Source organism: Pseudarthrobacter sulfonivorans, from assembly GCF_014712225.1.
Lineage (GTDB): Bacteria > Actinomycetota > Actinomycetes > Actinomycetales > Micrococcaceae > Arthrobacter > Arthrobacter sulfonivorans.
On record NZ_JACXBW010000013.1, the window covers coordinates 43,659 to 69,834 of the forward strand.

The following is a 26,176-nucleotide window of genomic DNA, read 5'->3' on the forward strand; positions in this document are numbered from 1 at the left end:
GAGTATGTCAGCACGATGCCGCTCATCAAACCGCTATTTCACTGACTGTAATTGGCCTTGCAGAAAGGGCGGGACTACATCAGGGGTGCTCTAGGGGGCGGTTAATGTGCGCGTGATACCCGCCGCTGCAGTAAATAGCGCAGGAATCACCCCCGGGGGGTCCTCTTCGCCCCGGGGGTAACTGACGTTGAGTGCTGCGATGACTGTCTTTCGGGGCCCGTAGATGGGTACAGAGACGCCTGTCCGGTTAATAAGGCCGATGCCGGGGACGGATACGTACTTACGCTGCCGTATCTCCGCGAGAACCCTCCGCAATTCAGCGGGATCCGTAATGGTGTCGTGCGTGAGACGCGGTAGATCCCTTGCAAGGAACTCCTCCTGGACCTCTGGCGATGAGAATGCCAGCAGGAGCAGCCCCGCAGAAGAGCCATGCAGGGGAAAGCGCTCGGCCATGCGGCCGGCCTTCAACTCGGAGTTCTTACGAGATCGGCGCTCAAGGAAGAGCACGCTTCCTCCCTCCAGGACGGCCAACATCACGTCTTGGTTGAGACTCTGCTGGAGGTCTTCCATATAGGGGAGGGCTGTGTCCCTCAGCGACAAGGCCCCCGAACCCCGCGAGGACAACTCCCAAAGGCGGATGCCGACTTTAATCCTCCGGTCAGAGTCTCGCTCGAGAAGGCCGTACTTGACCAGTTCAGTGACCAGCCGATAAGTCGTCGGAACAGGAAGACCCGCTTGTTGTGCGAGATCCGACAAGGTGAAATCAGGTCGGGTGCGGTCGAAGCAACTGATGATTCGAACGACCCGGCTAATAACTGATTCACCCACGGAGTGAGCCTTCGTTGAGTGCTGCTTGGGTTTCGGAGGCGGTAAACGAGTTTCCGCGAAATCGTGCCGTGGTGTCCGCGACCGTAGGTGGTTTCATATCAAATTTCCAAACGTGTGCTATTCAAGGTGCCGGTACGCCGTTAATCGCGAGGGCCGTGGCGCGGGAGAGGGTGAGGCCCCGACGGTGATTTCGGTCAGTGAAAACAGTATATGTGCGCCACGGCACAACTGGGACTCTAGACACATCACCCAACAGTTCGGGCCTGACGTGAAACGACCCGTTGTATAGCTCGTCACTTCCTCGCCATCCCGGGCCGGGACACGGCGAGACGAAAGTAAAGGACCGGTAGGACAAAGATGTCGAACCTTTCAGAAATGGCGGCCACATGGCCCCCGTACTCCCATGAGCTCGAATGGCCTCCAGGGCTGCCGGCTTACAAAATCATTGACACCGACGGTAGCCAGGGAGAGCCGTACGCGCACTATGCGTGGATGAGGGAATACGCCCCCGTCATGAGGGCAGAAACCGATACCGAGGACGTTTGGCTTGTGTCACGCTACGAAGATGTCCGCAAAGCCATGCGGGCGCCGAAGATTTTTTCCTCGGAAGTGACCCGCCCCGTCCCGCTGAAGTTCCTGACGCTCATCGACGATCCGGAGCACAACCGCCTTCGGCGGATCATCGCCCGGGCATTTACGCCTAAGTCGGTCTCGGTCATGGAGGAGCATATCCGCCGCATAGGGGCCGAACGATTGGCCTCCCTTCTCAAAGCCGGCGGTGGCGATGTGGCCGCCGAATACTCGATACCGCTCAGCATTGGCACGATCAGCGGCATCCTGGATGTCCCTGCCACGGACCTGAACAAGGTCAAGTTCTGGTCGGACGAGATGAACAGCTATTTCGCCAGGGTCGCCCGTAATGCACCGGGAACCGGCACGGACTTCGAGACCACCATGGAGTTTTTCGATTACCTTCAGGAAAACCTTGAACGGCTGTATCTGGAAAAGAGCGAGGCCGTCGGCGGACATCTGGCAAGGATATGGAAGGAAGGCCTCCTTTCAGACACGGAGGTCCGGGAAATGTGCGGGTTCCTGTTCGTGGCTGGCCACGACACGACGTCTCTCCTGTTGTCCAACGCCTTCCGCGAATTTGCCGCGCACCCCGAGCTCCTGCCAAGGATCAAGTCCAATCCCTCGGACGCAGCCCTCTTTGTCGAGGAACTGGCCAGGTACCGGGGGAGTGTTCACCGGACGGTTCGCCGCACGACGGAAGCTGTCGAGGTCGCCGGAACACGCATCCCGGCAGGGGCAGTCGTCCGCCTGATGATCGCCTCGGCTGGCCGCGACAGCGCCATGTTCCCCAACGGCGACGTGTTTGACATTGACCGCTCCACAGAGGGCCACTTCGGTTTTGGACACGGCATTCACAGTTGCATCGGGGCCCCTCTCGCACGGCTGGAGACCAAGGTGACGACAGAGCTGATTGCCGAACACGTCGCCTCGCTGCAAATGGATGAACACCGCCCGGTTGTCTATATGGCCGGAAACAACCTCACAGTAGGGCCGAAGCACCTGCACGTCGCCCTAACTCCGCATCAAGATTGAGCCGTTTAGGCATTGCCCGGGGGTCAGCGACATAGTCGTCGCACAGCCTTCCACACCAAAGCCGTCCAATTCGGATCGGCAATCCAATACTTACACCGGGAGTAGATATGTCCGTCAGTTCTGAAACGGCGACGTCGAACGCCAAGATGAAGCGAGTTCTCCGTGCTGGAGCCATAGGAAACTTCATCGAGTTCTTCGACTTCACCATCTACGGTTTCTTCGCGGTCACAATCGCGGCACTGTTCTTTCCAAAGGGAGACAGCGTCGCTGCACTGCTGGCAACCTTTGCCCTGTTCGGAGTGGCGTTCTTTATCCGCCCCATCGGGGCGATGGTGTTTGGGCACATAGGCGACCGCTTTGGACGCAAACGCGCCCTGATCTTCGCGATCGTTCTCATGAGCTCGGCGACAGCGTGCATAGGTCTCCTCCCTACCTTTTCCGCAGTTGGTGTAGTGGCGCCATTGTTGCTGCTCCTGTGCCGGCTCGCACAGGGCTTTTCCACGGGCGGGGAGCAGAGTGGAGCATACGTCCTCGTCGTGGAGCACTCGCCAATAAAAAAGCGCGGTCGAAATGGATCGTTAGTAGTCACAGGGTCGATTACGGGAGTAGGTTGCGCAGCGCTGCTGGGCCTGGCCGTTGCACTCCTGTGCACTCCTGAGCAGCTCCTGGAGTGGGGATGGCGGATTCCTTTCCTGATCGCCGCACCGCTGGGCCTTCTTGGACTCTATCTGCGCATGAATATTGACGAGTCGGAGGTCTACAAGACGGCCAGTGACGTCGTCAAGAAAGCAACACGCAAACACGTTCCGCTCGCTCAAGCCTTCCGCCAGTCACGTAAGGAGATGACCGTCCTCCTCGGCTGGACGGCGCTGGTGGCGCTCTCCGGCTATATGTTGGTCGGTTACTACACGACGCACCTGGTAACGGCAGAAGGTTATGCTATGCCGGCCGCCTTGGCGGTGCTGATCGTCGGCCATGCCGTAGCTGCCCTGGGAGTACCTATGATGGGCCGGCTGGCTGATCGTTGTCCTCGGAAGAAATTCGCACTGGGTGTGTCTATCGCCTTGGCTGTATGGACCTTCCCGACTTTTCTGCTCATGAGCATGGGCCCGGTGTTCGCCGCCATCGGCATCGCCGTGTTCGCAATCATCAGTTACTCGGCGATGGTTGTTTCTTCCATGGCTGTCGTGGAGCTTTTCCCTGTCGACGTCCGCTACTCAGCAAGCGCCTTGCCATTCCAGCTCGGATTCGCCGTCTTCGGTGGAACCGCTCCGTTTATTGCCACCTGGCTAGTCGCCAACTTCGACCACCTCGCCCCGGCTTACTACATCACTGCGATGGCATGCTTTGGAGCACTCTTGGCCGTGTTTGGCCTGCCGAACGCCCGGGAGATGGCCGTCACCACCGTCGAGCTGGAGGATCAGGACCCGGAGCGCAACGTCAGCACCGTGCACTAAAAAAATCGCAAGAACAGCGCCCAAACTCAGTTCAGCCAGCACAAGAATCAAAAAAGCCTCAGGAGAAGAAGATGCGCATCATAGACAAAAAGGTAATTATCACCGCTGCGGCCTCAGGAATGGGCAAGGCTGGCGTAGAGCGGTTCGCGAACGAAGGAGCCCGTATCGCGGCCATCGACCGGGACGCAGAACGCTTGCAGGAGGTCGTCGACAAGGTCAACGCCGGAGGCGGCCAGGCCAAGGGGTTCGTAGCCGACCTATCAGATGCCGCCGATGCCCTCAAAGCAACAAAGGCAGCATTGGAGTGGCTCGACGGTGTCGACGTCCTCTGGAGTCATGCGGGCATGCCCGCACCCTCGGACATCGAGAACTTCAACCTCGAGGAATACCGCGTCTCTGCAGATGTCAACCTCACCTCCTCGGCCTTAATCGCCGCAGAAGCCATACGGGACATGCGCTCCAAAAATGGCGGCTCGATTATCTTCACCGCTTCCTCTGCCGGATTGGTTGGATCAGCGTTGAGCCCTCTGTATTCAGCTCTTAAATTCGGCGTCGTCGGCCTCGCGAAGGGGCTGGCGGTTCGGTACGCCGAGGACGGGATCCGGGTGAATGCAATCTGCCCGGGTCCTGTCGCGACGCCGATGCTCTACAACGACTTCATGAAGTCCGACCCCAGATTCACCCAGAAGGAAAACGAAGAACGCGTCATCGCTTCGGTGCCTATGGGGCGGGCGGCCGAGCCGAGGGAAATTGCCGATGCAGCCCTTTGGCTGGCCTCGGACGAATCGAGTTTCGTGACCGGGATCGCCCTTCCCGTGGATGGCGGCTCGACGGCTCGCTAGCCCGGCGGCCCAAGCTCGCAACACCCATGGGCGCCCCCGGCGGGGGTAGGCGGGTTCAAGCCCAGATTCCTGATCAAGCGAAGGTAGAAAATGGATCTCAAAGTTACTCGGTATGAAATCCGTGACGACGGCGTCGCCACGGTCTGGTTGACCAGGCCCGGCAGAGGCAATTCCTGGACCAAACGTATGAACGCTGAATACAGGTGGATCATGGAATCCCTCGATAGCGACAACCGAGTCAAGATCATCGTTGTCACGGGCGAAGGTCGGCAGTTCAGCGTGGGTGCGGACAGCCGCGCACTGTCCCACTACACCGAAGTCGACGAGAACTACGCTGAGTCAGTCAACATGCCCGGGATGAGCACACCTGGCTATGGTGTTCGGCCGGAGTTCGACCACGACATGGTCTGGCACTGGGGGCTTCGGAAGCCCGTGATCGCAGCGATCAACGGGGCCTGCGCGGGAATCGCCACGGTCCTGGCCAGCTTCTGCGACTTCCGCTATGCCGCTGAAGGGATTAAGTTCACCCCCGCGGCATCGAGGCTGGGGTTGCCGGCCGAGTATGGACTGTCGTGGGTGCTGCCCCGCATTGTCGGACTGACCCACACACTCGACATCCTCATGACCAACCGCATCCTCCGGTCCGAAGAGCTCATGCAGATGGGATACCTCAACGGTCTTTACCCCCTCGACGGATTCCTTGAACGCGTCTACGAGGTAGCAGCAGCTCTCGCAGTCGAAACCTCAGCCGAATCCCTGCACGCGATCAAGCGCCAGGTGTACGAAGACCTCCTGCGCCACGATGTCGGCGCGTCGGTCGAGGAATCGAAGGAACTGATTGGCGAGCTGATGAAGCGTCCCGACTACAAGGAGGGTGTGCGGGCGCTGAGGGATGGCAGGACACCGGACTTCAACCTCGCCACCGTAGGCGAGTAGCCCATGGACCTCGTTAGTGGATGCAGAAAGGGAAGCTCGTGCTCGCACTAAATCGGCAGCAACAAGAACTGCAGCAACAACTCCGGACTCTCCTTGAGCGCAACGGCCCGTTAGGAGGGCCTCGGTCAAGAGTGCGGGAGGACTCCGATGTCTGGGCGGACCTCATTGCCGAACAGGACCTGATGGCCATGCTCGTTCCCAAAGATCTTGGAGGATGGGGGAGTAGCTTTCTCGACCTGTGCGTCGTCTTCGAAGAGCTCGGCCGGCGCTTATTGCCCTCGCCGTACTTCGCCACCGCTTTGGCAGCCGTTGCACTCCGCGAGATCGGAGACGTGCCGGCACGGGAGCTGTATCTCCCCAAGATCGGCTCGGGTGCGCTGACCGCAACACTGGCATACCCTGCCAACACCGGAGCCTCCGCTTCCGCTGGCCTCTCCGTCCGCCAAACAAGGGACGGATGGCTGCTGGACGGTCAACTGTCCCATGTGTTGGATGGCACGACGGCGGACGTTATTCTCCTTCTCGCACCCGTCGAGGAACACTGGGTGCTACTTTCGGTGGAAGGTTCCGCTCCTGGTCTCAGCCGTCATCCCATGGAAACACTCGACTTGATGAGGCCGCAGTCGCGGATCGAGTTCAGCGGCGTTCAGGCCGACCGCATCGGGGACGCCACCCAGTCGGCGATCGACGCCATTCACGGCAGGATCAGCGTCTTGCATGCCGCAGAACAAGTAGGCGGCGCGCAGCAGTGCTTAGACATGGCCGTTGCCTATGCCAAGGAACGCGTGCAGTTCGAGCGGGCGATCGGCTCCTTTCAAGCGACCAAGCACAAATGCTCGGAGATGTTGCGTCTGGTGGAGACGGCACGAGCTGCGGTCTATGCAGCGGCCGTCGCCATCGACAGTTCGGATCCGGATGTCGGCTTCGCATCGTCCGCCGCAGCGGCGTTCGCAGCGGAGACATATCTGAAGGTCACCTCAGACAACATCCAGATTCATGGCGGTATCGCGTTCCAGTTCGAGCATCCGGCCCATTTGTACTTCCGTAGGGCCAGGGGCGGCGTCGGACTCTTCGGCGGCACCCGCCAGCATCGCGAATCTGCTGTCAGGTTCGCAGACCTCTAATCCCCGGTGGGACTTCACGAAAAGAAGGAATAGGCAATGGAAGATCGTCACGAGTATGGGTCGCACGAGACCCCCCGCTGGAGTCGGCACGCCGTGCCGGCCCCGGCGGGAAAACCCTACAAACGGGTCTACGAGCATCGACCGTCTTCCATGGGAGAACTGCTTCTTGAGATGCGGCGTTGGAGCGACCGCGAGATCCTGGTCCAAGGGGACCGTAGACTTCAGACCCGCGAATTTGAGCAGCTGGTAGCGGCGGCGGCACAGCGAATGCGAGACAGGGGCGTTGGCCCCGGTGACAGGGTCATGCTTCTGGGTTTCAACAGCATCGAGTGGGTATGCGCGTTCTGGGCACTGCAAAGCCTCGGAGCCGTGGCGGCCCTCGGCAACGCCTGGTGGAGCCGCGAGGAAATTAACGGCGCCATCTCACTCCTTTCTCCGAAGATCGTCATCGCGAACAATAACTTCGGCTTGGCCGGGTCTGTCCCGTTTTCCGAGCTGTTCGAATCATCCGATCTCGAACCTGCCGGCGAACTGACCATCACGCACGTCAATGAGGACGACCCAGCACTAGTGCTGTTCAGCTCAGGAACGACGGGCTCACCCAAGGGTGTACTCATGTCCCAGCGGGCGGTGGTCGGCAACCTCCAGAACCTTCTTGTCCTGACCGGGAGACTCCCGAACGAGCTGCCCGCCGAGCACGTGGGAACCAGGAACCTGCTCACAGTTCCTCTTTTCCACGGCGCGGGAGTGCAGACCATGTGCAGCACCTTCCTGCAAGGAGGAACTGTCACCCTGCTGCGCGGGAAGTTCGACGCTGGTGAAGTTTTGGACTTGATCGAGTCCGAACGGATCACGGTCTGGGGCGGCATTCCGACCATGGTCATCCGTGCCCTCGAGCACCCGCGAATGGCCACCGCGGACGTGTCAAGCGTGAAATCGATTCCGTTGGGCGGCGCTGCGGTCTCTGCGGAATTACGTGCCAGGATTCCCAAGGCATTCCCGGGCGTCAAGAAGAAGGTTGGCAGCCTCTATGGGCTGACCGAGGCTGGAGGAATCCTTGCATCAGGAACAGGGAGTGACATCTCGGACCACCCCGGTCGGGTCGGTAAGCCGCTGCCGGTAGTCGAAATACGAATCGACAAACGGGATGCAGGCGGCATCGGCGAAATCAGTGCCCGAACGCCGACCGTTCCGGACGGCTATCTGGGGGAGGGGCCCATTGCTGATCCGGAGGGATGGGTCGCTTCCGGTGACCTGGGAAGAGTTGACGAAGACGGCTGGCTCTACGTAGTAGGGCGATCCAAGGAAATCATCATCCGTGGCGGGGAAAACATCGCATCGGCGAACGTTGAGCGCTGTCTGACCTCCCATCCCGGCGTCGGAGAAGCAGCTGTCATCGCGTTACCTCACGCCGAACTGGGGGAGGAAGTCGGAGCCGCGGTTTTGCTTCGGCCGGAAGCCGACGCTGTAACCGAATCCGACCTCACTGCGTTCGCTCGCGAGCATCTGGCCAACTATGAGGTGCCCACACGCTGGTGGTTCCGTTCTACTCCGTTGCCCCTCAATGCGATGGGCAAGGTGGCCCGGAAGGTCCTTTTAGAGGAGTGGCCAACCGAAAATGCGGAGCGCCCGCGCTTGGAAGAAGCTGCTGCCCCTGGCGCTGGTGGACGATGACCAACGTCAGCCGGGCGTTCTCGGCAGAAATTCGAAACGACAAAGGAGCGGCACGTGACCACGACCATCGATGAGACCGCCGGAACGACAGAGTTAGCTGAGTTTCTCAGGAGTGCCGAAAAATTCCTGGAGATGAGTACGACACGTAAGGGTCAGCGCCAAACCTTTGCTTGGGGCGCGGGGGACGACTCCGTTGTTGCTATCTGGGACGAGAGCGACCGTGAACAGCAACGTAAAGATCTGGAATCTGCCCGTGAATGGCGACGTGCACGCTTCGATGCGGGATTTGGTTGGATCGACGGGCCCAAGGACTTGGGTGGCCGAGAGCTGGAAAGCGTGTATGTAAGGAAGTATCGTGCGCTGGAAGCCACCTACGATGTTCCCGATCAGAGCTTTTTCAAGCTGGACAGGGTCGTCGCTCCGGTAATCCTCCGTTATGCAAAACCGGCCTTCGGGGAGAACCTCGCCCGCCAGCTTTACCGCGGAGACGCTGTCGTCTGCGAACTCTTCAGCGAGCCCGGTGCCGGCTCCGATGTCTTCTCCGTGGCTACTCAAGCCACGGAAAAGGGTGGCCAATGGCTCATCTCGGGGCACAAGACCTGGATCCTGGACGCTCACTATGCGGATTTTGGCATTGTCCTGGCACGAACAGACGGCGGCGGCTACGGGCCTGGCGGGCTCTCAGCATTTGTGATTGACATGAATGCCGCGGGCGTAGAAGTGCGCCCTCTCAAGCTCATGACGGGAGGGGTGGCCTTCAATGAGGTCCTGCTTCACGAAGTCCTGGTTGGCGACGCGAGGCGTCTAGGGGATGTAAACGCAGGCTGGCCCGTCGCACGGGAAATCCTCCGCCGGGAGAGGGCGGCGATCGGTGGGGGCTTTGCGCGCTCAGGCAGCGGAATAGCTAACGGCGAACGACTCAAAGCGCTGGTCAAGGCGCGCGGGCTGTCCTCCGATGCCGTCGTCCGTCAGGAGTTGGGTGGCATCCTGATCAATTTCTGGGCTGCCAAGCAGCTCGTGAAAAGGGCGACGGCCTGCGCAATCCGCAAAGACGACAGCGGCCCTGCGCCGTTGCTCGGGAAAATATCCTTGAGCCGGAATCTCCACGCTGTATCCGAATTCGTGGGCGACATCCTCGGGGCTGACATTACAGCGGACACAGGGGAGTGGGGAACATTCGCCTGGACTAGCTTCCTCCTCGGCGAGCCAGGAGTCCACCTGTTCGCTGGCAGCGACGAGATTGTCCTGAACATCCTGGCTGAGACCGTTCTAGGACTGCCAAAGGAACCAAAGCCCGCCGCACAGGGCCAGCCCTCCTCAAGCTCCCAGCCCCTCAACCGCGACTCCGGGCACCGGCCCGGACGAGTCACCTGAATCGAAAGTCGAACACATGGACGCGAAATATGACCCGACCGCTGACCCCTCTGCACTGCCCCTATCAGGATTCCGCATCGTCGACGTCTCTCAAATCGGTGCCGGCCCATACTGCACATCCCTGCTAGGCGACCTCGGAGCCGACGTCATCAAGGTCGAACCCACTTGGGGCGACAGCTTCAGAAAGATCGACGACGAGATGGGGGAAGGGGAAAGCGCCTACTTTTTCGGCGTCAACAGGAGCAAGCGGTCCCTAGGCCTCGACCTGCGCACCTCCGAAGGATACGAAGTACTGACCGAACTCGTCAGGCAAGCCGATGCGTTCGTCGTCGCCTTCCGCCCCGACGCGGTAACGAGAATGAAAATCGACTACGAAACGTTGAAGAAGATCAACCCCTCTCTCGTTTACTGCTCCATCACCGCGTTCGGTGAAGACGGTCCGCGTGCACACCAGCCCGGCATGGACATCCTGGGGCAGGCCCTGTCCGGTGTCATGGGGCTGACCGGCGAACAGGACGGTCCCCCGATTAAGGTCGGGGTGCCGATTGCGGACTTTGTCACCGCCTTCCAAAGCGGATTCGCCATCACGGCCGCCCTCCTGCACAAGACGCGGACCGGGGCCGGTCAGAAAGTGAGTTTGAACCTGCTTGACGGGCAGGTGTCCACACTCGCCAACTTTGTCACGCACTTCGATCGCACGAAGATCCCCTTCCGACCACAAGGCGGCGGACATTCGCAGATCGTCCCCTACCAGCCGTTCGCGGACGTGAAAGGCCAGTACTTCATCCTGGCCTGCCTGAACGACTCATTCTGGCCGAAGATCGTGACCGCGCTCGGGGACGATCGTCTCATGGATGACAAGCTGACAACCAACAGCAGCCGCGTGAAGCACCGGCACGAAGTGGTGGCTATCCTCACCGAGATCTTCGCGACCGACCTCGCGAGCCAATGGATCGATCGTCTTGAGGCAGCGGGCGTGCCCTGCAGCCCAGTTCACAGGATGGAAGATGCCCTTGAGGACCCGCAAGTCAAGCACAACGGCTCCATCGTAGAACTCGAGCACCCCGATTTTGGCCCATATCCGGTGGTCAACAATCCCATGCGCTTCCACGATCTGGCGGTGGGCCCCCGTGGGTATGCGCCGCGGCTCGGCGAGCATTCACGGGAACTCCTCGCAGAGTTCGGCATTCCCGGCAAAAAGATTCAGCAACTGATAGAAGCAGGCACGGTTGTCGAGTTTAACCGCGAACCCGCCACAACTCAGACGGAAGCTGGAAGCTGTCCGTTCTTGGCAGCCTCCGCGGAGGTGCACTAGATGATTGAGCTGCAGCAACGGAAAACGGCGGTGAAAAATTTCGAGGTTGGTCCCTACGTGGAGTACCTGGGCCTCGAACTCCTGGATCTATCAGGCGATGAGGTCAGAGCTCGGTGGGACGCAACGAGTAGGCTCCACCAGACCGCCGGCATCCTGCACGGCGGTGTGCACTGCAGTGTCGTCGAGACTCTGGCAAGCATCGGAGCCGGACTCTGGCTCGGCTCCAAAGGAAGGGTCGTCGGAGTATCAAACACGACGGACTTCCTTAGGGGAGTCGGGGATGGCCAATTGACCTCCATCGCACGCTTCGTGCACAGAGGCCGTACCCAGCAACTCTGGCGGGTCACCACTGAGTCCCAAGACGGCCGCCTAGTCGCAACGGGCCAAGTCCGCCTGCACAATCTGCTGAAAACTACCGAGCCGGTTTAGTCCGGTCAGTCCGCAACGGTATCGGCAGGGCGCTATTGAAAGAGGAATCATGCAGTACACCACTTTGAGCAACACCGACTTGCGCGTGTCCCGACTGTGTCTGGGCACGATGACCTTTGGCTTCCAAACCGATGAGGCGGAGTCCAATGCCATTTTGGACAAAGCCTTCGACGAAGGCATCAACTTCATCGACACAGCCAACGTCTATCCCTTAGGCGAGGACCTCAGCCGTGTAGGAGTGACGGAATCTATAATCGGGAAATGGATCGGCGGGCGCAGGGACAAAGTCGTCCTGGCTACCAAATGCGGCAGCGCCATGAGCTCAGATCCTCTGGACCGCGGGTCATCACGTCGACACATCCTCAAATCCGTCGACGCCTCGTTAAAACGCCTCAACGTAGAGTACGTGGACCTCTACCAGTTGCATCATCCCGACCATGAAACGCCGATCCATGAAACACTCGAGGCGCTGGATGAGGTAGTTCGATCGGGCCGGGCCCGTTACGTTGGCTGCTCCAACTTTACAGCTGACAGTATCGCTTCCGCGTTGGGAGTTAGCGCCGCCCGCGAGCTACAACCTTTCGTAACGATCCAGCAGAGATATAACCTGCTGGCACGTGAGGCGGAAAACAATGTGCTTCCTTTGGCAGAAGACCATGCCCTGGGCGTCATGTCCTACAATCCACTTGCTGGCGGTCTACTCACAGGCAAACATATAGATCAGATGCAGACGGAGGGACGCTACGGGAAAGGCCGGGGAGCACAAATCTACCGCGATCGGTACTGGCATGACGGGCAGCTTGAGACAGTACGCGATATCGTCAGTCTGGCTAACCAAGCGGGTACGAGCGCCTCATCTTTGGCTGTCGCTTGGGTCCTAGCCAATCTGACCGTTTCGTCAGCGATTGTGGGGGCAAGCAAATCGCATCAACTTGCAGACAGCCTCGCCGCAGTGGATGCCCCCCTAAACCCCGAGCTGAAGAATCAGCTTGACTCACTCACCGATCGTTACCGCCCGACGGTCCCAAGTGGCCCCCTAACCGAGTCGGGGCAGAAGCGCAGCTGACCGAGGCCCGCTCGCCTAGGTAGCTCCTGAGCGCCACTAGCCGCTCGTTTGGAGTCCGGCTGCTGCAATAGTGCCAGCAGCGCGCTTTGCGCACGTTTTCTTGTTATTGCACACAACGGCACCGAGGAACGCTCAATCTGATTGTTCCCGCTGAGCCCTTAGACCGCGGTGGGGCGTTGGATGATCACCGGGATCATCAAATTATCGCAACGGATTGGCGCCCCACCGCCACTTCACCCGGTGCGTCAGCTAGAGAGCGGAGCATCATGTTAGGGAAGCAGGAGAGCGAATGGTTGAAAGAATGATGCAGGTTCGGGTCGGTTCGACATCGAAGAGGCGCTCCGCATGACTACCGCAAGCCTTCAGCGGAGGGAACCGCTACTAGATGACGTTCAGGCGGCCGTGCTGGTCGAGAAGGCCGTAGCCGCTGCGAAACGCCTCGGCGTACGTGTCGGAGCGGTCGTCGTGGACGCCTCGGGTCTTGTCTTAGCTGTGCGCCGGCAGGCCGATTCCTACCCCAGCACCGTGGAGATAGCGCGCTCAAAGGCTTTTACCGCCGCTAACTTCGGTGTCGATACGCACGAGATGGCAGAAAGATTGGGCTCTGTGGAATATGCGGTCCATGTCACCCAAGCTCAACCCGGTCTCCTATTCGTCAAGGGCGGCTGCGCCTTGGAGATCGGTGGCGTCCTCGTCGGTGGAATCGGAGTCAGCGGGGCGTCCGCGGCGCAGGACCTGGAATGCGCGCAGGCCGCCCTAAAGGAATGGGAAAACAGACCCGATCACCTAGTGCACCAATAGCCGGACTAAGTACTCCGTCTAGTAAAGGTTCGCGGATGGCGGCGGCGGGTCCCGCTGCAGCAGCAGACCTGCAATCCGGCGATGCACTCCACAGCGTTCACCTGCGGTAGTTGTGACACGGCCCGACGCGCCAAGGCCGGGCGGGAATGTCGAGTAGGAGCGGCGTCGCGCCGATCTTGGCACCGCCGTGCCACAGCGACCGCTTGTCGCCTGATATTTGCAAACCACCGCCTGACATAGGAAACGCGCAAAAGCACGCTGAGGCGAGTTCTCTAATCTACTTCTACTCCCGTTGTTTCAACGCCGATAAGGGACCTTTCGTCAAGTAATTCAACTGCCAACGCGGCGGCCTGAGGTCATGCACGTCAACGCGGTGCATGACGGCCGGGAGCGCTCTAGTTCTTCCTCGAAGTTACTAGTTCACGAGTCCCAGCTCCCCGCTTCCCGCGGCCGCGAATGACGACGCCTGAAATGCCGTTGCGGGACAGCAGATCGAGGACCGCTTCGAGGACGCGCGACAGCCTGGCAAGCTGTTGCCCGGGTTCACTTGTCTCCATCTGGTCAGGCCATTCTTACCGCATCAGGACTGCGCTTTTCTTACCGCGTCAGGACTAAGCTTTCCGAAACAGGTGGAAGAAGGCCTCTCGGCATGGACGTTCAACAGTCTGCTGTCTCCCGCCAAGGAGAATGCGAAGTACCTGCCGGACAGTGTCCGGCAGGTACTTCGCATTCGCAGGCTACTTCTTGGGGAGGCCCGCCGGGTTCAGCTCGGACTTCTTGATGGCCTCAGACGACAGGCCCCAGCGGTCGAGGATCTCGGTGTAGGTGCCCTTCTCGATGAGCCGGTTCAGGGCCGACTGGGCGGCAACCGCGAGGCCGTTGCCCTTCTGCGTGGTGAACGCGATTTCAGCCGTCAGGGGCCAGCCGCCGTTCAGGGTGCCCACTTCCTTGGTCTTGCCGTCCTTGGCGGCCTTGTAGGCGGCCGACGCGTTCGGGCCGAACGTCAGGTCCGCGCGGCCGGACTGCAGTGCCAGCGTTGAGGCGGAGTCGTCGTCGTAATACTGGAACGCGACCGGCTCGAGACCTTTCGCCTTGTTCTCTTCGTCCCAGCGCACCAGGATCGCTTCCTGGTTGGTGCCCGAGCCCACGATGATGCGCTTGCCCGCGACGTCCTTGGCTTCCTTGATGTCGCCGATGGTGGAGTCGGCTTTGGCGTAGAAGCCCAGGAGGTCGTTGCGGTAGGTGGCGAAGTCGAATTTCTCCTTCCGCGCCTCGGTGACGGTGACGTTGGACAGGACTGCCTCGTACTTCCCGGATTCGACGCCCAGCGGCCAGTCGGCCCACGCAACGGGAAGAACTTCGACCTCCAGCCCCAGGGCCTCGCCCACCGCGTAGGCGATGTCCACTTCGCTGCCGATAAGCGTCTTGTTGTCCGTGGCGAAGAGCGTCAGCGGGGCCGAGCCTCCGGTGGTGACCACGGTGAGTTTGCCGTCCGCCTTGATGGCGGCGGGGACCAGCGCGGCCGCCTCCGCGTCGACGCTTGTCTTGACGCGGTTCTGCTCGGGGGCCAGGTTGAACGTCTTGCCTGCGGCGGTGGTGGAGGAGCCCGACGACGGCGCTGCCGCCGCCGTTGCGCCCGGGTCAGAGCAGGCTGCCAGCGCCAGCATTGAGGCCAGTGCGAGGGCTGCCCCGGCAGCCTGTTTGGTCTTGACTCTGGTCATGATTTGCCCCTTGAAAGTTGAAGATGACGCAGCGGAATTAACGCTTGTGGCAGCAACTATCCGGGAGCGCGGGGGCGGGATCAAAGACCGTCGAAACGGTGCGATACGAGGGGTAACGGCGGTTAACCGGGCGTCAGGGGCCGTCACAAACCACACCGAGCCGATGCCGTTCGCCTCCGCATACTCGAGCACACCCTCCGAGCTGCGGTCCAGGCCCGTAGCGGCGGAAACCCACTCAGCATGCTGAGCATTCGTCCCGGATGAAATAACCCGCGCGCCGCCGTCGTTGTCGAAAGTGTGCCCGCCCTAACCCGGCGCACCCACTCCTACGCAACGCACTTGAAAGGCCGACACCGACGTGACGCTTCCCCTCTCCATCCTTGACCTGGCAACCATTGGCAAAGGCCAGACGGCGGCCGAAAGTTTCGCAGGGAGCGTGGCGATGGCACAGCGGGCGGAGGAGCTCGGATACCGGCGGATCTGGTACGCCGAGCACCACAACATGTCCTCCATCGCGTCCTCCGCCACCAGCGTGCTGATCGCCCACGTGGCCGCACACACCAGCACCATCAGGCTCGGAGCCGGCGGAATCATGCTGCCCAACCACTCGCCGCTGACCATCGCCGAGCAGTTTGGCACCCTTGAGACGCTGCACCCCGGCCGGATCGACCTTGGCCTGGGCCGCGCTCCCGGCAGCGACCAGAACACCCTGCGGGCGCTGCGCCGGGACCCGATGTCCGCCGACAGCTTCCCGCAGGACGTCCTGGAACTGCAGGGCTACCTCACCGGCCCCACCCGGATCCAAGGCGTCGAAGCCACCCCCGGCAAGGGCACCAACGTCCCGCTCTACATCCTGGGCTCGTCGCTGTTTGGCGCGCGGCTCGCCGCCCAGCTGGGGCTGCCCTACGCGTTCGCCTCGCACTTCGCACCCAACGCCCTGCAGGATGCCGTGGCGCTCTACCGCCGGGAATTCAAGCCGTCGGCCCAGCTGGACGCGCCCCACGTCATTGCCGGCGTGAACGTGATCGCCGCCGATTCCGCTGCCGAAGCGCAGGAAGCGTTCCGGGCCACACTGCGCGCCCGCGTCGGCCTCTTCTTCGGCGGCGGACGTGAGTTCACCGACGACGAAGCCGACATGATCCTGGACTCCCCGCAGGGCCAGCATGTCTCGCAGATGATGAAGTACTCGGCCATCGGCACCCCGGACGCGGTGATCGACTACCTTGACGGGTTCGCCAAGCACTCCGACGCCGACGAACTGATCGTGGCGCACCAGAACAGCGGCACCGACGCCCGGATCCGTTCCGTTGAGCTGCTCGCGGAGGTCGCGGGGCTGGCCCGGGTCTAGTCCCGGCCAGCCCGGCGGGGCGCGCGGCCCCGCCCTCGCGCGTGGCCCCCTTTTGGAAAGCCCGACGGCGGGTTCCCCAGGAAACACGCGGCGCGTGCCGCCGTCGTGCCCCAAAAGTGTGCCCTGAGTGACGCGTTCTGCGGCGCGCAGGAGCTAAACCGGAGGATCGACCTTAGGCGTCGTCGGCCGGTGGTCGGCGGCTGCGGCATGGACGTCGCCTTCCTCGTGGCCGCTCTTCTTTTTGCCGAACGGCAGTGCTTTGAGCAGCGGGCCCACGATGGCCATGGCCAGCAGACCCCAGCCGAGCCCCAGGACGGCCGAGCACAGGGTGTTGACGAGCCAGGCGAGGAAGCCGCCCACTGCCGCGATCCCGGCGACAGGGGACTCGAGGGCATGCACCAGGTCATACGGGGCGTGCCAGCCGAGGTCGTGTGCTCCCTGCAGCATGATGTGGCCGCCAACCCAGAGCATGGCGATCGTCCCGATCAGGGTGATCGCGGTCAGCACGGCGGGCATCCCCCTGACAAGCAGCTCGCCGGCCCGCTGGGAGCCCGCGGAGTCCTTGGCTGCCAGGTGAATGCCGATGTCGTCCATCTTGACGATGAGTGCGACGGCGCCATAAACGAGCGCCGTGATCACGAGCGCTACGATGACCAGGATGAGGGCCCGGACCCACAAGGATTCGTGGGCCACTTCGTTCATCGAGATGACCATGATCTCGCAGGACAGGATGAAGTCGGTGGTGATGGCGCCCTTGGTGACCTTGGCCTCTGCCTCGGGCCCCCGGTCGACGGCCGGCGCGTCTTCTCCGGCCTCGTGGTGGCCACGGAGCTTGTGCCAGACCTTCTCGGCGCCCTCGTAGCAGAGGTAGGTGCCGCCGGCCATGAGGATGAACGGGATGGCTCCCGGGATGAAGGCGCTGATGAGCAGCAGCGCCGGCAGGATGATCAGCAGCTTGTTCCGAAGCGAGCCCCAGAAAATCCGCTTGATCATCGGCAGTTCACGGGACGGGTCCGCCCCGGACACGTACTGCGGGGTAACGGCGGCGTCGTCGATCACCACGCCGGCAGCCTTGGCCCCCGCCTTGGCGGCTCCGGCAGCGACGTCGTCCACCGAGGCGGCCGCTATGCGGGCCAGGGCCGCGACGTCGTCCAGCAGGGCTACGAGACCGCCGCTCATGGCCGGCCCCCGTGCGGCTTGGAGACGGACGGCTGGGCATTGAAGCCTCGGTCGAGGCGCGTGATTGGCATGCTCCGAGTCTATGGCGGCGGGCAGCGTGTCGAGAATGCCGGCGGATGGCGCCGGGGTGGACCAAGGTGCCGGGACGAGGCGCTTCCCCCACAAGTCAGACACCGTCGCGGCTAGGCGACCGCCTCTTCCTTGTCGATGGCGGCCCGAAGCCGGGCCGCGGCGGTCTCCGGAGGGATGTCGGCGATAAACGCCCCCATCGCCGCTTCGGATCCGGCCAGGTACTTGAGCTTGTTCTCTTCCCGGCGGGGAGATGTCAGTTGCAGCATCAGCCGGACGTCGTCCCGGTGGACGTTGACGGGGGCCTGGTGCCACGCGGAGATGTAGGGGGTCGGCGTCGAGTAGAGGGCGTCAACTCCGCGCAGGAGCCGGCCGTACAGACGGGAGAACTCGTCCCGTTCCTCTCCCGTCGTCGCGGCCAGGTCCGGGACGTGCCGGTGGGGAAGCATGTGCACTTCAAGAGGCCAGCGCGCGGCGAACGGGACGAACGCCGTCCAGTGCTCGCCCCGGAGCAGTACCCGCCCGGATTGCTGCTCGAAGCTGAGGATGTCCTCGAACAGGGTGCCGCCGTACGTCCCGATGGTGCGGATCAGCTGGGCGGTGCGGGGGGTGATGTACGGGTAGGCGTAGATCTGCCCGTGCGGGTGGTGCAGCGTCACCCCGATCGCCTCGCCGCGGTTCTCGAAGGGAAAGACCTGCTCGACGCCGGGCAGCGCGGACAGTGCCGCCGTCCGGTCGGCCCAGGCCTCCACCACCGTCCGCATCCGGGACAGCGTTACCCCGGCGAGGGAACCCGTGTGTTCGGGCGAGAAGCACACCACTTCGCAGCGGCCCACTGACTGCCGGCTGCGTCCCAGGCCGATCCGGGCCAGGTCATCGAGGCCCTCCGGTGCTCCGGGGCCGGAATCGCCGGGGCCAACCAGTCCGGGGCCAAACGACGGGGACTTGTTTTCGAAGACGGCAACGTCGTAGCGGCTGGGGATTTCCGAGGGGTTGTCCGGCGACGCCGGGGCCAGCGGGTCCAGATGCGAGGGCGGCAGGACCACCCGGTTCTGCCGGGCGGCCGCGATCGAGATCCACTCGCCGGTCAGGACATCCTGGCGCATGGTGGCGGTGGGCGGCCGGACGGCCGGCTCGCGGAGGTCCGGTCCGCGCTCCGGCCCGAGAGTCGTGTCGGCGTCGTCGAAGTAGATGAGGTCCCGTCCGTCGGCGAGCTTGTAGGCACGCCTGGTGATCCGGTCCATGCTAGGAGTTCCTTGCGGGGCGGCCGCCGGGGGTGGCGTCATCGTTTATCCGGCGGACGGCCAGGAGCACACCGTGTTCGGGGTTGAGGACCGGCATCGGGAGGCCCGACGCCGCCAGGAAACGGCCGGTGGCCTCGATGCCGGTGCTCAGCCACGCCGGCGGCACGGTCTGCATAAAAGTACGTCCGTCGTCGGGTGCCGGGTAGACGGCCTCCACGCGGTACCGGCCTTCGGGGTGGAGCGCCGGCAGGCAGACCCGCCCGGGGACTTCGGCGAACGACGTTGACATGGACACCAGCGCGTAGAGGGCTTCGCTGCCGTCCTGGGCGACGACCCCGTGCAGCCGTAGTGTGGGATCGGGCTCATCGGCGCGCACCATGCGGCCGCTGTGCAGCAGGGCGCGGTACTTCTTGAAGAGCGCGATTGCCTGGCCGAGCTCCTCACGCTCAGAGGCGTTGAGCTGCCGGAGGTCCCATTCAAGGCCGAAGTGGCCAAACATCGCGGTGACCGCCCGGAACGAGAGGTCGTGGGTCCGCGCGGTGGTGTGGCTTGTGGTGGGCCCGATATGTGACCCGACGAGCTCCGGCGGCACCACCATTCCGGTCCAGCGCTGGATGGTCTGCCGTTCCAGGGCGTCGTTGCAGTCCGACCCCCAGACCCGGTCCGTGCGTTCCAGGATGCCGAGATCCACGCGGGCGCCCCCTGATGAGCAGCTTTCAATCTCGACCCCGGGGTGGGCTCTGCGCAGTTCGTCCAGGAGCCGGTAGACAGCCCGGGTCTGGGCATGGACCGAAGGCCGGCCGGCATGGCCCATCTCGGTCAGGTCCCGGTTTTGATCCCATTTGAGGTAGCTGATCCGGTTCTCCCGCAGGAGCGCGTCGAGCCGGTCGAAGATGTACTGCCAGGCGCCGGGGTTGACCAGATCCAGGACCTGCTGGTGCCGCCACCGTTCCGGCAGCCGGCCGTCCGTGCCGCCCGCTGAGTGCGGAGCGGGTCCGGCGATCCAGTCCGGGTGCGCCCGGGCGAGATCCGAGTCCTCGTTGATCATCTCCGGTTCCACCCACAGGCCAAACTCCATGCCGTGGCCGGTCACGGCGTCGATCAGCGGCGTGAGGCCGTCGGGCCAGATCTGCTCATCCACATACCAGTCGCCGAGGCCCGCGGTGTCGTTGCGCCGCCCGCGGAACCAGCCGTCGTCGAGCACGTAGCGTTCAACGCCCAGGCTGGCGGCGGACCGGGCAAGTTCCAGCAGCACCGGCAGCCGGTGATCGAAATACACCGCCTCCCAGACGTTCAGCACCACAGGGCGGGGCTTGCCCGATGCCGAGCCCGGGTGGTGCGGGCGGCCGCGGAACCAGCTGTAGAAAGCGTCGGTGATGCCGTCCAGGCCGGCGCCGGAGTAGGCGGCAAACAGCCAGGGGGTCTCATAGCGGGCGTTCGGTGCCAGGCTGATCTCGGCCGATCCGAGCAGCTCCGAGGCGCCGATGACGGTCCGGCCGTCGCCGGCAGTGTCGACGAAGCTCTCGTGGTTGCCGCTCCAGCCCAGGTGGACGGCCCACACTTGCCCGTGGCGGTACCCGAACCCCGCCGTGCCGGCGGCCAGCAGGAGTGAGGAGTCATGGCCGGTCCGGCCATGCCGGCCCGAGCGGACCCAGGTGCCCTGATGCAGCGGAAGGCGTTGGGGATGGGACTCCCGGCACCAGCGGCCGGTCAGGTCAAGGACCTCCGTGGCGGCGCGGCCCACCGGCAGCACCGCCGCCAGTTCCTCGACGAAGTAGGTGTCCGGCCCGTCGTTCGTCAGGGAGTGGCGGAGCTGGAGCAGTCCGCCGTCGTTGATCCGGATCTCTGTTCGGACCGTGACACCGGTGTCGGGGTCGGCCTGGGTGATGAGGGCGGATCCGGCGCCGGGGTCAGCTTCGGCGGTCACCAGCCGGAGCCGGGAGGAAAACGCCCCGCCGTTTCGGTGGCCGCGGAGTCCGGGACGCCCGCGCCATCCCGAGGAAGCCTGCGGGACCAGGCCCAGGATCACCGGGGTGTCCAGGGCGGAAGGCGGGACGGGGTCATTCAGCAGCGACAGGTCCGGCAGGTCCGGGCCGAGGTCGGCGCCGAAGTGCAACAAGGCCGGCTCGCCGGTGCTGAAATCGATGAGCAGCGCGGTGCCCGAGCGTCGCAGGTACAGCGGCCCCGGGGGCAGGGCGGTTCCCCCGGTCAGGGCTTCCGCGGCAAGATTCAGGTCCGGGTTGTTCACTGCAGCTCCAGGCGTTGTGGGGTCGGGTGGGGTAGTAGGTGCCAGGCGGTCAGCCGACCGCGGCGCCGGCGGGAGCACCGGCGGGGGCGACGACCGGGGCCAGCCGCAGCCGGCCCACGCGTTTGCCGAGGATGCGCCTGGCTTCGCCGCCGAGCAGGTCGTCGCTGATCAGTTCGTCGGCGTCCTCGAGGGCGGCGATGGTGCTGATGCCGAGCGTGCCCCACTTCGTGTGGTCGGCCAGGACCACCACGCGACGCGCCGCCGCCACGAAAGCCCGGTCGGTTTCGGCCTCAAGCACGTTCGGGGTGGTAAACCCGGCGTCGGCATCGACGCCGTGGACCCCGAGGAACAGCACGTCCAGGTGCAGCTGATTGAGGGAGGACGTGGCCAAGGGGCCCACCAGCGCGTCGGAGGGCGTGCGCTCGCCGCCGGTCAGGATCACGGTGGACGGCGAGGTGCTCTGGTGGAACACGTTGGCAATCCGCACCGAGTTGGTGACCACCGTGATCCGCGGACCGGCGGACAACAGCTGGGCCAGCGCCCACGTGGTGGTACCCGCGCTGAGCCCCACGGCCATTCCCTCGCGCACCTGAGCGGCAGCCTCCTGCGCAATAGCCATCTTTTCGTTCTTGAACTGGGTCACCTTCAGCTCAAAACCCGGCTCGTGGGTGCTGGCTCCGCCCGGCAGTTTGGCCCCGCCATGGATTTTTTCCACCGCGCCTGCCGCATCGAGGGCCTCGATGTCCCGCCGCACCGTCATCAGGGAGACGCCCAGCATCCTGGCGAGGTCCGCGACACGGACGATCCGCTCACGCTGGACCTCGGCGAGGATGGCTGAGTGGCGGGCTGCGGCGAGCATGCGGAGTCCTTACCTGCTCGCGTGGTCAGGCTGGTTTGCCGAGGTGCCGACCAGCTGGACGGCAGGCGAACGGACGACGGCGACGGCGCCGGCCGCGAGGCCCAGTCCGCCGTTCAGGTCGGCGCCGGTGATGAGGTCGACTCCTTCCAGCGGTAGCCGGACCTCGCGGGTTCCGTGGTTGATGCAGAACGTCCAGTCGGTTCCGTCCTTGCTGCGCCGGGCGACTTCCACATCTTCGGGCAGATCCGGGACGAGCGGCTGCACCCCTGCGTCGGCGCACACAATGGTGAGCAGTTCGCCCAGGCCCTCCGGTGCGAGCGTGGTGGCGACGTAGTAGGAGCGGCCGCTTCCGGCGCGGTTGCGGGTTATGGCCGGGGAACCTGTGGCCGGCCCCTCGGCCACGGATGCGAGGACCTCGGCGGTGGTGGCCCTGCCCAGTTCGTTCCAGCAGCTGCCGGCACCGAAGCCGCTGAGCCGGACGCTTTCCCCTGCCCGCAGCGGAAAGAACTCTTCCATCTGCACGCCCAGCAGTCCGCTGAAGGCGCCGGGGTAGCTGCCCAGCCTGATGTGGTCATTTTCGTCCACGATTCCGGAGAAATACGACACCACGAGATGGCCGCCGGAGCGTACGTATCCGTCCAGGTTGGCCACGCCGGCATCGCTGAGCAGGTACTGCATGGGGGCAATGACGAGCCGGTAGCCGGAGAGGTCGTCGGTGCTCCGGGCGAAGTCCGTGGGGATGCCGGCACGGTAAAACGCATCGTGCCAGCGCCGCGTTTCCGCAATGTTCGAGGCATCGACGCTCGGATGCGAGTCCAGCTCGGATGCCCAGCGGGCATCGGTGTCGTGCAGGATGGCGACGTCAACCCGGCCGGAGGCCCCGGTGACCACCGAGCCGCTGACTTCGGCCATGCTGCGCAGCGCCTGGCCAAGTTGCACCACTTCACGCCAGACTTTGGTCCCGGTGCCGGCATGGGGCAGCAGCCCGGAGTGGAACTTCTCGGCGCCGGCGCGCGAGGCCCGCCACTGAAAGAACAGCGCGCCGTCAGCCCCGCGGGCCACGTGCTGCAGCGAATTGCGCAGCATCTCGCCGGGGGCTTTGGCGATGTTGCGGGGCTGCCAGTTCACGGCCGACGTCGAATGTTCCATCAGCAGCCAAGGCTTGCCCCTGGCCCAGCCGCGGGTGAGGTCCGCCGTGGCCGCCAGCTCCTGGAAGTTCCGCGGATCCTCGGCAATGAGGTAGTGGTCGTTGGAGACCACATCCATCTCCTCGGACCAGCGCCAGTAGTCCACCGGCTGGTGCAGGCCCATGTTGAAGCCCATGAAGTTGGTGGTGACGGGATGCCCGGAGTGCGAGCGGATGATGGCCGCTTCAGCCTTGTAGCATTCGAGCAGCTCGTCAGAGGAGTAGCGGGCGAAATCCAGCTGCTGGGTCGGGTTGATCCAGGTCCCGGAGGTCCGGGGCGGCAGGATTTCCTCCCAGGCCGAGTAGCGCTGGGACCAGAATGCGGTGCCCCACGCGGCGTTGAGGGACTCGAGGCTGCCGTAGCGGCGTTCGAGCCAGCGCCGGAAACCGGCGGCGGCGCCGTCGGAGAAGTCCGGCTGGTTGTGGCAGCCGTACTCGTTGTGGACGTGCCACATAACGACGGCGGGGTGGTCCTTGTAGCGCGCGGCGATCTGTTCGGTGAGGGCCGCGGCTGCCCTGCGGTAGTCGGCGCTTGAGGCAGCGAAGGCCTGCCGGGAACCGTAACTGTGCCGCACGCCGTCGGCCGTTACCGGCAGCGACTCAGGGTACTTGTGGCTGAACCACGGCGGCGGTGAGGCGGTGGCGTTTGCCAGGTCAACCCGCACGCCGTTGGCGTGGAGCAGGTCCAGGATCCGGTCCAGCCAGCCGAACTCGTAGACGCCCTCGGACGGTTCGAGCAGCGACCAGCTGAAGATGCCCACGCTGACCAGGTTGACGCCGGCCTCACGCATCAGCTTGACGTCCTCTTCCCATGTCGCCTCGGGCCACTGCTCGGGGTTGTAGTCGCCGCCGAAGGCCAGCATCGGGGATCCCTCGGAGCCGAGGCGGGCGGTGATGTAGTCCATGGGGGCGTTGGTGCTGTTGTCCACGTTTATCCTTTGCTGGAGCCGAGCGTTAAACCGGCCACGAAGTGTCGCTGGAGCAGGAGGTAGATCACCAGGGCCGGGATGGCCGTGATCATGGCGCCGGCGGCGATGAGGTTGTAGTTGGAAAGGAACTGGCCCTGGAGGTTGTTGACGGCCGTGGTCAGCGGGAGGCGGTCACCGCTTTGCAGGAAGAGCAGCGGCCAGAAGAAGTCGTTATAGATGAAGATGACCTCAAGGGTGCCCATGGCGGCCAGGGCCGGGCGGCAGAGCGGCATGATGATGCTCCAGTACTGGCGCCATACCCCGGCCCCGTCCACCAGGGCGGCCTCGGTGAGCTCAGGGGAAAGCGCCTTCATGTAGTTGGAGAGGACGAAGGTCACGAAGCCGATCTGGAAAGCGGTGTCCACGGCGATCACGCTGATGTAGGTGTTGAGCAGGCTCCCGGAATCGCTGACGCTGTATGGCAGCGGCAGCAATTTGAACATTTCGAACAGCGGCGCGGCGAGGACCTGCGGCGGCAGGAGGTTGCCGGCGGTGAACATGATCAGGAGCGTGACGTTGAACTTCCAGTTGACCCGGCTCACTGCGAACGCCATCATCGACGCAAAGAACAGCACAAGGATGACGGACGGGATGGTGATCAGGGCGGAGTTCCAGGCGTACTGGGCGAAACCGCCCTGGGTCCACGCTTGGCTGAAATTGTCGAAGTTGAAAGACCCGCCGAAGCTGAAATAGCCGTACTTGTCCGTGTCTGCCTTGGGACGCAGCGCGGTGAAGATGGTCCAGACCAAGGGGATGAGCCACATGATGGCGAGGACTGTGAGGAACAGGTGGATGCCGTAGTGGGGCTTGCCGCGTTGGGCGTGGGCCGGCCGGCCGGACCCGATGCCGAGGCTCCGCCCGGTGGGCGAACTGCCCGCAGCGGGTGCGTCCGTGGGCTGCGTGATGCTCATGCCTCTTTGTCCTTTCCGAAGGCCCGGGACAGGTAAAACGTGATGGGTACCAGGGAAATCACAAGGAGGATGACAGCCAGCGCCGAGCCGACGCCGATGACCTGACCCTCGCCGACCAGGTTTTGGATGACCAGGGCGCTGATGAGTTCCAGGCCGTTGGTGCCTCGGTTGATCACGTAGACGATGTCGAAGGCGCGGAGGGACTCGATCACGGTGATCACGATGATGATGACGTTGACGGGGCGCATGGCCGGGAAGATCACCCGGAAGAAGGTCTGCACCGCGTTGGCGCCGTCGATCTGCGCGGCTTCGCGCAGGGTGGGGTCGACGCCCTTGAGTCCGGCCAGGTAAAGGATCATGACGTAGCCTGCGTGCCGCCACGTTGCGGCGATGAGCGCGGCCCAGATATTGACGCCGGAATCGCCGAACCAGTCCACGGCGTGCGGCGTTCCCGCTGTGCCGAGCAGGAAGTTCAGCAGCCCGCTGTCGCGGTTGTAGAAGAGCTGCCAGATGACGCCGATCAATGCCAGTGAAAGCATCACGGGGGTGAAGAAAATGCTCTGGTAGATCTTGGTGCCCCGGATGTTCTGGTCCAGCAGGATGGCCAGCAGGAGCCCCAGCGGCGTCGCGATGACTGCCAGGAAGACCAACCAGAGCACGTTGTGCTGCACGGCGGGCCAGAACGGAGGGTAGTTCTCGGCGATGAACTGGTAGTTGCTGAGCCCTGCGGGCTTGATGTCGTCCAGGCTCAGGCCGTTCCAGCGGGTGAACGACAGGGCCGCCGACAGCAGTGTCGGGATCCAGACCAGGACCAGCTGGATCAGCGTGGGCAGGCCCACCATAAGGCTCAGGACCCACTTATCGCGGCGGGAGAGCCGCCGGACCCGCCCCGCCCGGGGGGCGGCTGTGCGCCGCGCCCCGCGGGGGCTCGTTTTGGAAAGTGTACTCACGGGAAGATTTTCCTTAGTGCCGGATGGTGGTGGCCCGAGTGT

The 26,176-nt window shown here is 63.5% G+C and carries 21 protein-coding genes; 12 read left to right on the forward strand and 9 right to left on the reverse strand.

The genetic code is table 11. The annotated features are described in order from the left end of the window. Nucleotides 1-90: 90 nt before the first annotated feature. Nucleotides 91-828, reverse strand: coding sequence for an IclR family transcriptional regulator (locus IAQ70_RS23210; protein WP_190990373.1), 738 nt, complete (start codon nt 826-828; stop codon nt 91-93). Between the two features lie 357 nt (nt 829-1,185). Here IAQ70_RS23210 and IAQ70_RS16325 point away from each other — a divergent pair, with 357 nt between their 5' ends. The 11 genes from IAQ70_RS16325 to IAQ70_RS16375 all read left to right on the forward strand — a co-directional run bounded on the left by IAQ70_RS16325 (nt 1,186) and on the right by IAQ70_RS16375 (nt 13,451). Then, a complete protein-coding gene (locus tag IAQ70_RS16325) occupies nt 1,186-2,433 on the forward strand; it encodes a cytochrome P450 (protein ID WP_190990374.1) in 1,248 nt (415 codons plus the stop codon). Nucleotides 2,434-2,540: 107 nt separating this feature from the next. Next, nucleotides 2,541-3,890, forward strand: coding sequence for an MFS transporter (locus IAQ70_RS16330; RefSeq protein ID WP_190990375.1), 1,350 nt, complete (start codon nt 2,541-2,543; stop codon nt 3,888-3,890). 71 nt (nt 3,891-3,961) lie between these two features. Next, complete coding sequence (locus tag IAQ70_RS16335; RefSeq protein WP_190990376.1) at nt 3,962-4,732, forward strand: SDR family NAD(P)-dependent oxidoreductase; 771 nt, start codon at nt 3,962-3,964, stop codon at nt 4,730-4,732. A 90-nt stretch (nt 4,733-4,822) separates the two neighbouring features. Further along, entirely contained in the window at nt 4,823-5,668 is an 846-nt protein-coding gene (locus tag IAQ70_RS16340) for an enoyl-CoA hydratase-related protein (protein WP_190990377.1), read from the forward strand. Between the two features lie 20 nt (nt 5,669-5,688). Then, entirely contained in the window at nt 5,689-6,792 is a 1,104-nt protein-coding gene (locus tag IAQ70_RS16345) for an acyl-CoA dehydrogenase family protein (protein ID WP_223860194.1), read from the forward strand. A 36-nt stretch (nt 6,793-6,828) separates the two neighbouring features. After that, nucleotides 6,829-8,466, forward strand: a complete 1,638-nt coding sequence (locus IAQ70_RS16350) for a class I adenylate-forming enzyme family protein (protein WP_190990379.1) — start codon at nt 6,829-6,831, stop codon at nt 8,464-8,466. 54 nt (nt 8,467-8,520) lie between these two features. After that, on the forward strand, nt 8,521-9,840 hold the full coding sequence (locus IAQ70_RS16355) for an acyl-CoA dehydrogenase family protein (RefSeq protein ID WP_190990380.1): 1,320 nt from the start codon (nt 8,521-8,523) through the stop codon (nt 9,838-9,840). Between the two features lie 16 nt (nt 9,841-9,856). Continuing rightward, complete coding sequence (locus IAQ70_RS16360; RefSeq protein WP_190990381.1) at nt 9,857-11,155, forward strand: CaiB/BaiF CoA transferase family protein; 1,299 nt, start codon at nt 9,857-9,859, stop codon at nt 11,153-11,155. Next, the gene (locus IAQ70_RS16365) at nt 11,156-11,584 is read left to right on the forward strand and encodes a PaaI family thioesterase (protein ID WP_190990382.1); all 429 of its coding nucleotides are present in this window, start codon (nt 11,156-11,158) and stop codon (nt 11,582-11,584) included. 49 nt (nt 11,585-11,633) lie between these two features. Next, nucleotides 11,634-12,650, forward strand: coding sequence for an aldo/keto reductase (locus IAQ70_RS16370; protein WP_190990383.1), 1,017 nt, complete (start codon nt 11,634-11,636; stop codon nt 12,648-12,650). A 345-nt stretch (nt 12,651-12,995) separates the two neighbouring features. Continuing rightward, complete coding sequence (locus IAQ70_RS16375) at nt 12,996-13,451, forward strand: GlcG/HbpS family heme-binding protein (RefSeq protein WP_190990384.1); 456 nt, start codon at nt 12,996-12,998, stop codon at nt 13,449-13,451. 737 nt (nt 13,452-14,188) lie between these two features. Here IAQ70_RS16375 and IAQ70_RS16380 read toward each other — a convergent pair. Beyond that, entirely contained in the window at nt 14,189-15,172 is a 984-nt protein-coding gene (locus IAQ70_RS16380; RefSeq protein WP_190990385.1) for an ABC transporter substrate-binding protein, read from the reverse strand. A gap of 358 nt (nt 15,173-15,530) precedes the next feature. Here IAQ70_RS16380 and IAQ70_RS16385 point away from each other — a divergent pair, with 358 nt between their 5' ends. Beyond that, a complete protein-coding gene (locus IAQ70_RS16385) occupies nt 15,531-16,520 on the forward strand; it encodes an LLM class flavin-dependent oxidoreductase (RefSeq protein ID WP_190990386.1) in 990 nt (329 codons plus the stop codon). A 153-nt stretch (nt 16,521-16,673) separates the two neighbouring features. On the opposite strand, the gene IAQ70_RS16390 is transcribed toward IAQ70_RS16385, so the two are convergent. The 7 genes from IAQ70_RS16390 to IAQ70_RS16420 form a co-directional block, all read right to left on the reverse strand. Then, nucleotides 16,674-17,699, reverse strand: coding sequence for a DUF808 domain-containing protein (locus tag IAQ70_RS16390; protein ID WP_190990387.1), 1,026 nt, complete (start codon nt 17,697-17,699; stop codon nt 16,674-16,676). A gap of 182 nt (nt 17,700-17,881) precedes the next feature. Then, nucleotides 17,882-19,012 (reverse strand): galactose-1-phosphate uridylyltransferase, encoded by a 1,131-nt coding sequence (galT, locus tag IAQ70_RS16395; protein WP_190990388.1) that lies wholly within the window; start codon nt 19,010-19,012, stop codon nt 17,882-17,884. A 1-nt stretch (nt 19,013) separates the two neighbouring features. Next, nucleotides 19,014-21,206, reverse strand: coding sequence for an alpha-galactosidase (locus tag IAQ70_RS16400; protein ID WP_223860211.1), 2,193 nt, complete (start codon nt 21,204-21,206; stop codon nt 19,014-19,016). A gap of 103 nt (nt 21,207-21,309) precedes the next feature. Continuing rightward, entirely contained in the window at nt 21,310-22,119 is an 810-nt protein-coding gene (locus tag IAQ70_RS16405) for a DeoR/GlpR family DNA-binding transcription regulator (RefSeq protein ID WP_190990390.1), read from the reverse strand. A gap of 9 nt (nt 22,120-22,128) precedes the next feature. Then, nucleotides 22,129-24,234, reverse strand: a complete 2,106-nt coding sequence (locus tag IAQ70_RS16410) for a beta-galactosidase (protein ID WP_317983687.1) — start codon at nt 24,232-24,234, stop codon at nt 22,129-22,131. A gap of 2 nt (nt 24,235-24,236) precedes the next feature. Then, complete coding sequence (locus IAQ70_RS16415; RefSeq protein WP_190990391.1) at nt 24,237-25,184, reverse strand: carbohydrate ABC transporter permease; 948 nt, start codon at nt 25,182-25,184, stop codon at nt 24,237-24,239. Then, a complete protein-coding gene (locus tag IAQ70_RS16420) occupies nt 25,181-26,134 on the reverse strand; it encodes a carbohydrate ABC transporter permease (RefSeq protein WP_190990392.1) in 954 nt (317 codons plus the stop codon). Before IAQ70_RS16420 ends, IAQ70_RS16415 begins: the two co-directional genes overlap by 4 nt. Nucleotides 26,135-26,176 lie beyond the last annotated feature (42 nt).

Coding starts and splice junctions, on each gene's coding strand:
- IAQ70_RS16365 (WP_190990382.1), top strand. CDS start 11,156: ATGATTGAGCTGCAGCAACGGAAAACGGCGGTGAAAAATTTCGAGGTT.
- IAQ70_RS16340 (WP_190990377.1), top strand. CDS start 4,823: ATGGATCTCAAAGTTACTCGGTATGAAATCCGTGACGACGGCGTCGCC.
- IAQ70_RS16375 (WP_190990384.1), top strand. CDS start 12,996: ATGACTACCGCAAGCCTTCAGCGGAGGGAACCGCTACTAGATGACGTT.
- IAQ70_RS16370 (WP_190990383.1), top strand. CDS start 11,634: ATGCAGTACACCACTTTGAGCAACACCGACTTGCGCGTGTCCCGACTG.
- IAQ70_RS16380 (WP_190990385.1), bottom strand. CDS start 15,172: ATGACCAGAGTCAAGACCAAACAGGCTGCCGGGGCAGCCCTCGCACTG.
- IAQ70_RS16330 (WP_190990375.1), top strand. CDS start 2,541: ATGTCCGTCAGTTCTGAAACGGCGACGTCGAACGCCAAGATGAAGCGA.
- IAQ70_RS16390 (WP_190990387.1), bottom strand. CDS start 17,699: ATGAGCGGCGGTCTCGTAGCCCTGCTGGACGACGTCGCGGCCCTGGCC.
- IAQ70_RS16405 (WP_190990390.1), bottom strand. CDS start 22,119: ATGCTCGCCGCAGCCCGCCACTCAGCCATCCTCGCCGAGGTCCAGCGT.
- IAQ70_RS16325 (WP_190990374.1), top strand. CDS start 1,186: ATGTCGAACCTTTCAGAAATGGCGGCCACATGGCCCCCGTACTCCCAT.
- IAQ70_RS16415 (WP_190990391.1), bottom strand. CDS start 25,184: ATGAGCATCACGCAGCCCACGGACGCACCCGCTGCGGGCAGTTCGCCC.
- galT (WP_190990388.1), bottom strand. CDS start 19,012: ATGGACCGGATCACCAGGCGTGCCTACAAGCTCGCCGACGGACGGGAC.
- IAQ70_RS16350 (WP_190990379.1), top strand. CDS start 6,829: ATGGAAGATCGTCACGAGTATGGGTCGCACGAGACCCCCCGCTGGAGT.
- IAQ70_RS16360 (WP_190990381.1), top strand. CDS start 9,857: ATGGACGCGAAATATGACCCGACCGCTGACCCCTCTGCACTGCCCCTA.
- IAQ70_RS16335 (WP_190990376.1), top strand. CDS start 3,962: ATGCGCATCATAGACAAAAAGGTAATTATCACCGCTGCGGCCTCAGGA.
- IAQ70_RS16345 (WP_223860194.1), top strand. CDS start 5,689: ATGCAGAAAGGGAAGCTCGTGCTCGCACTAAATCGGCAGCAACAAGAA.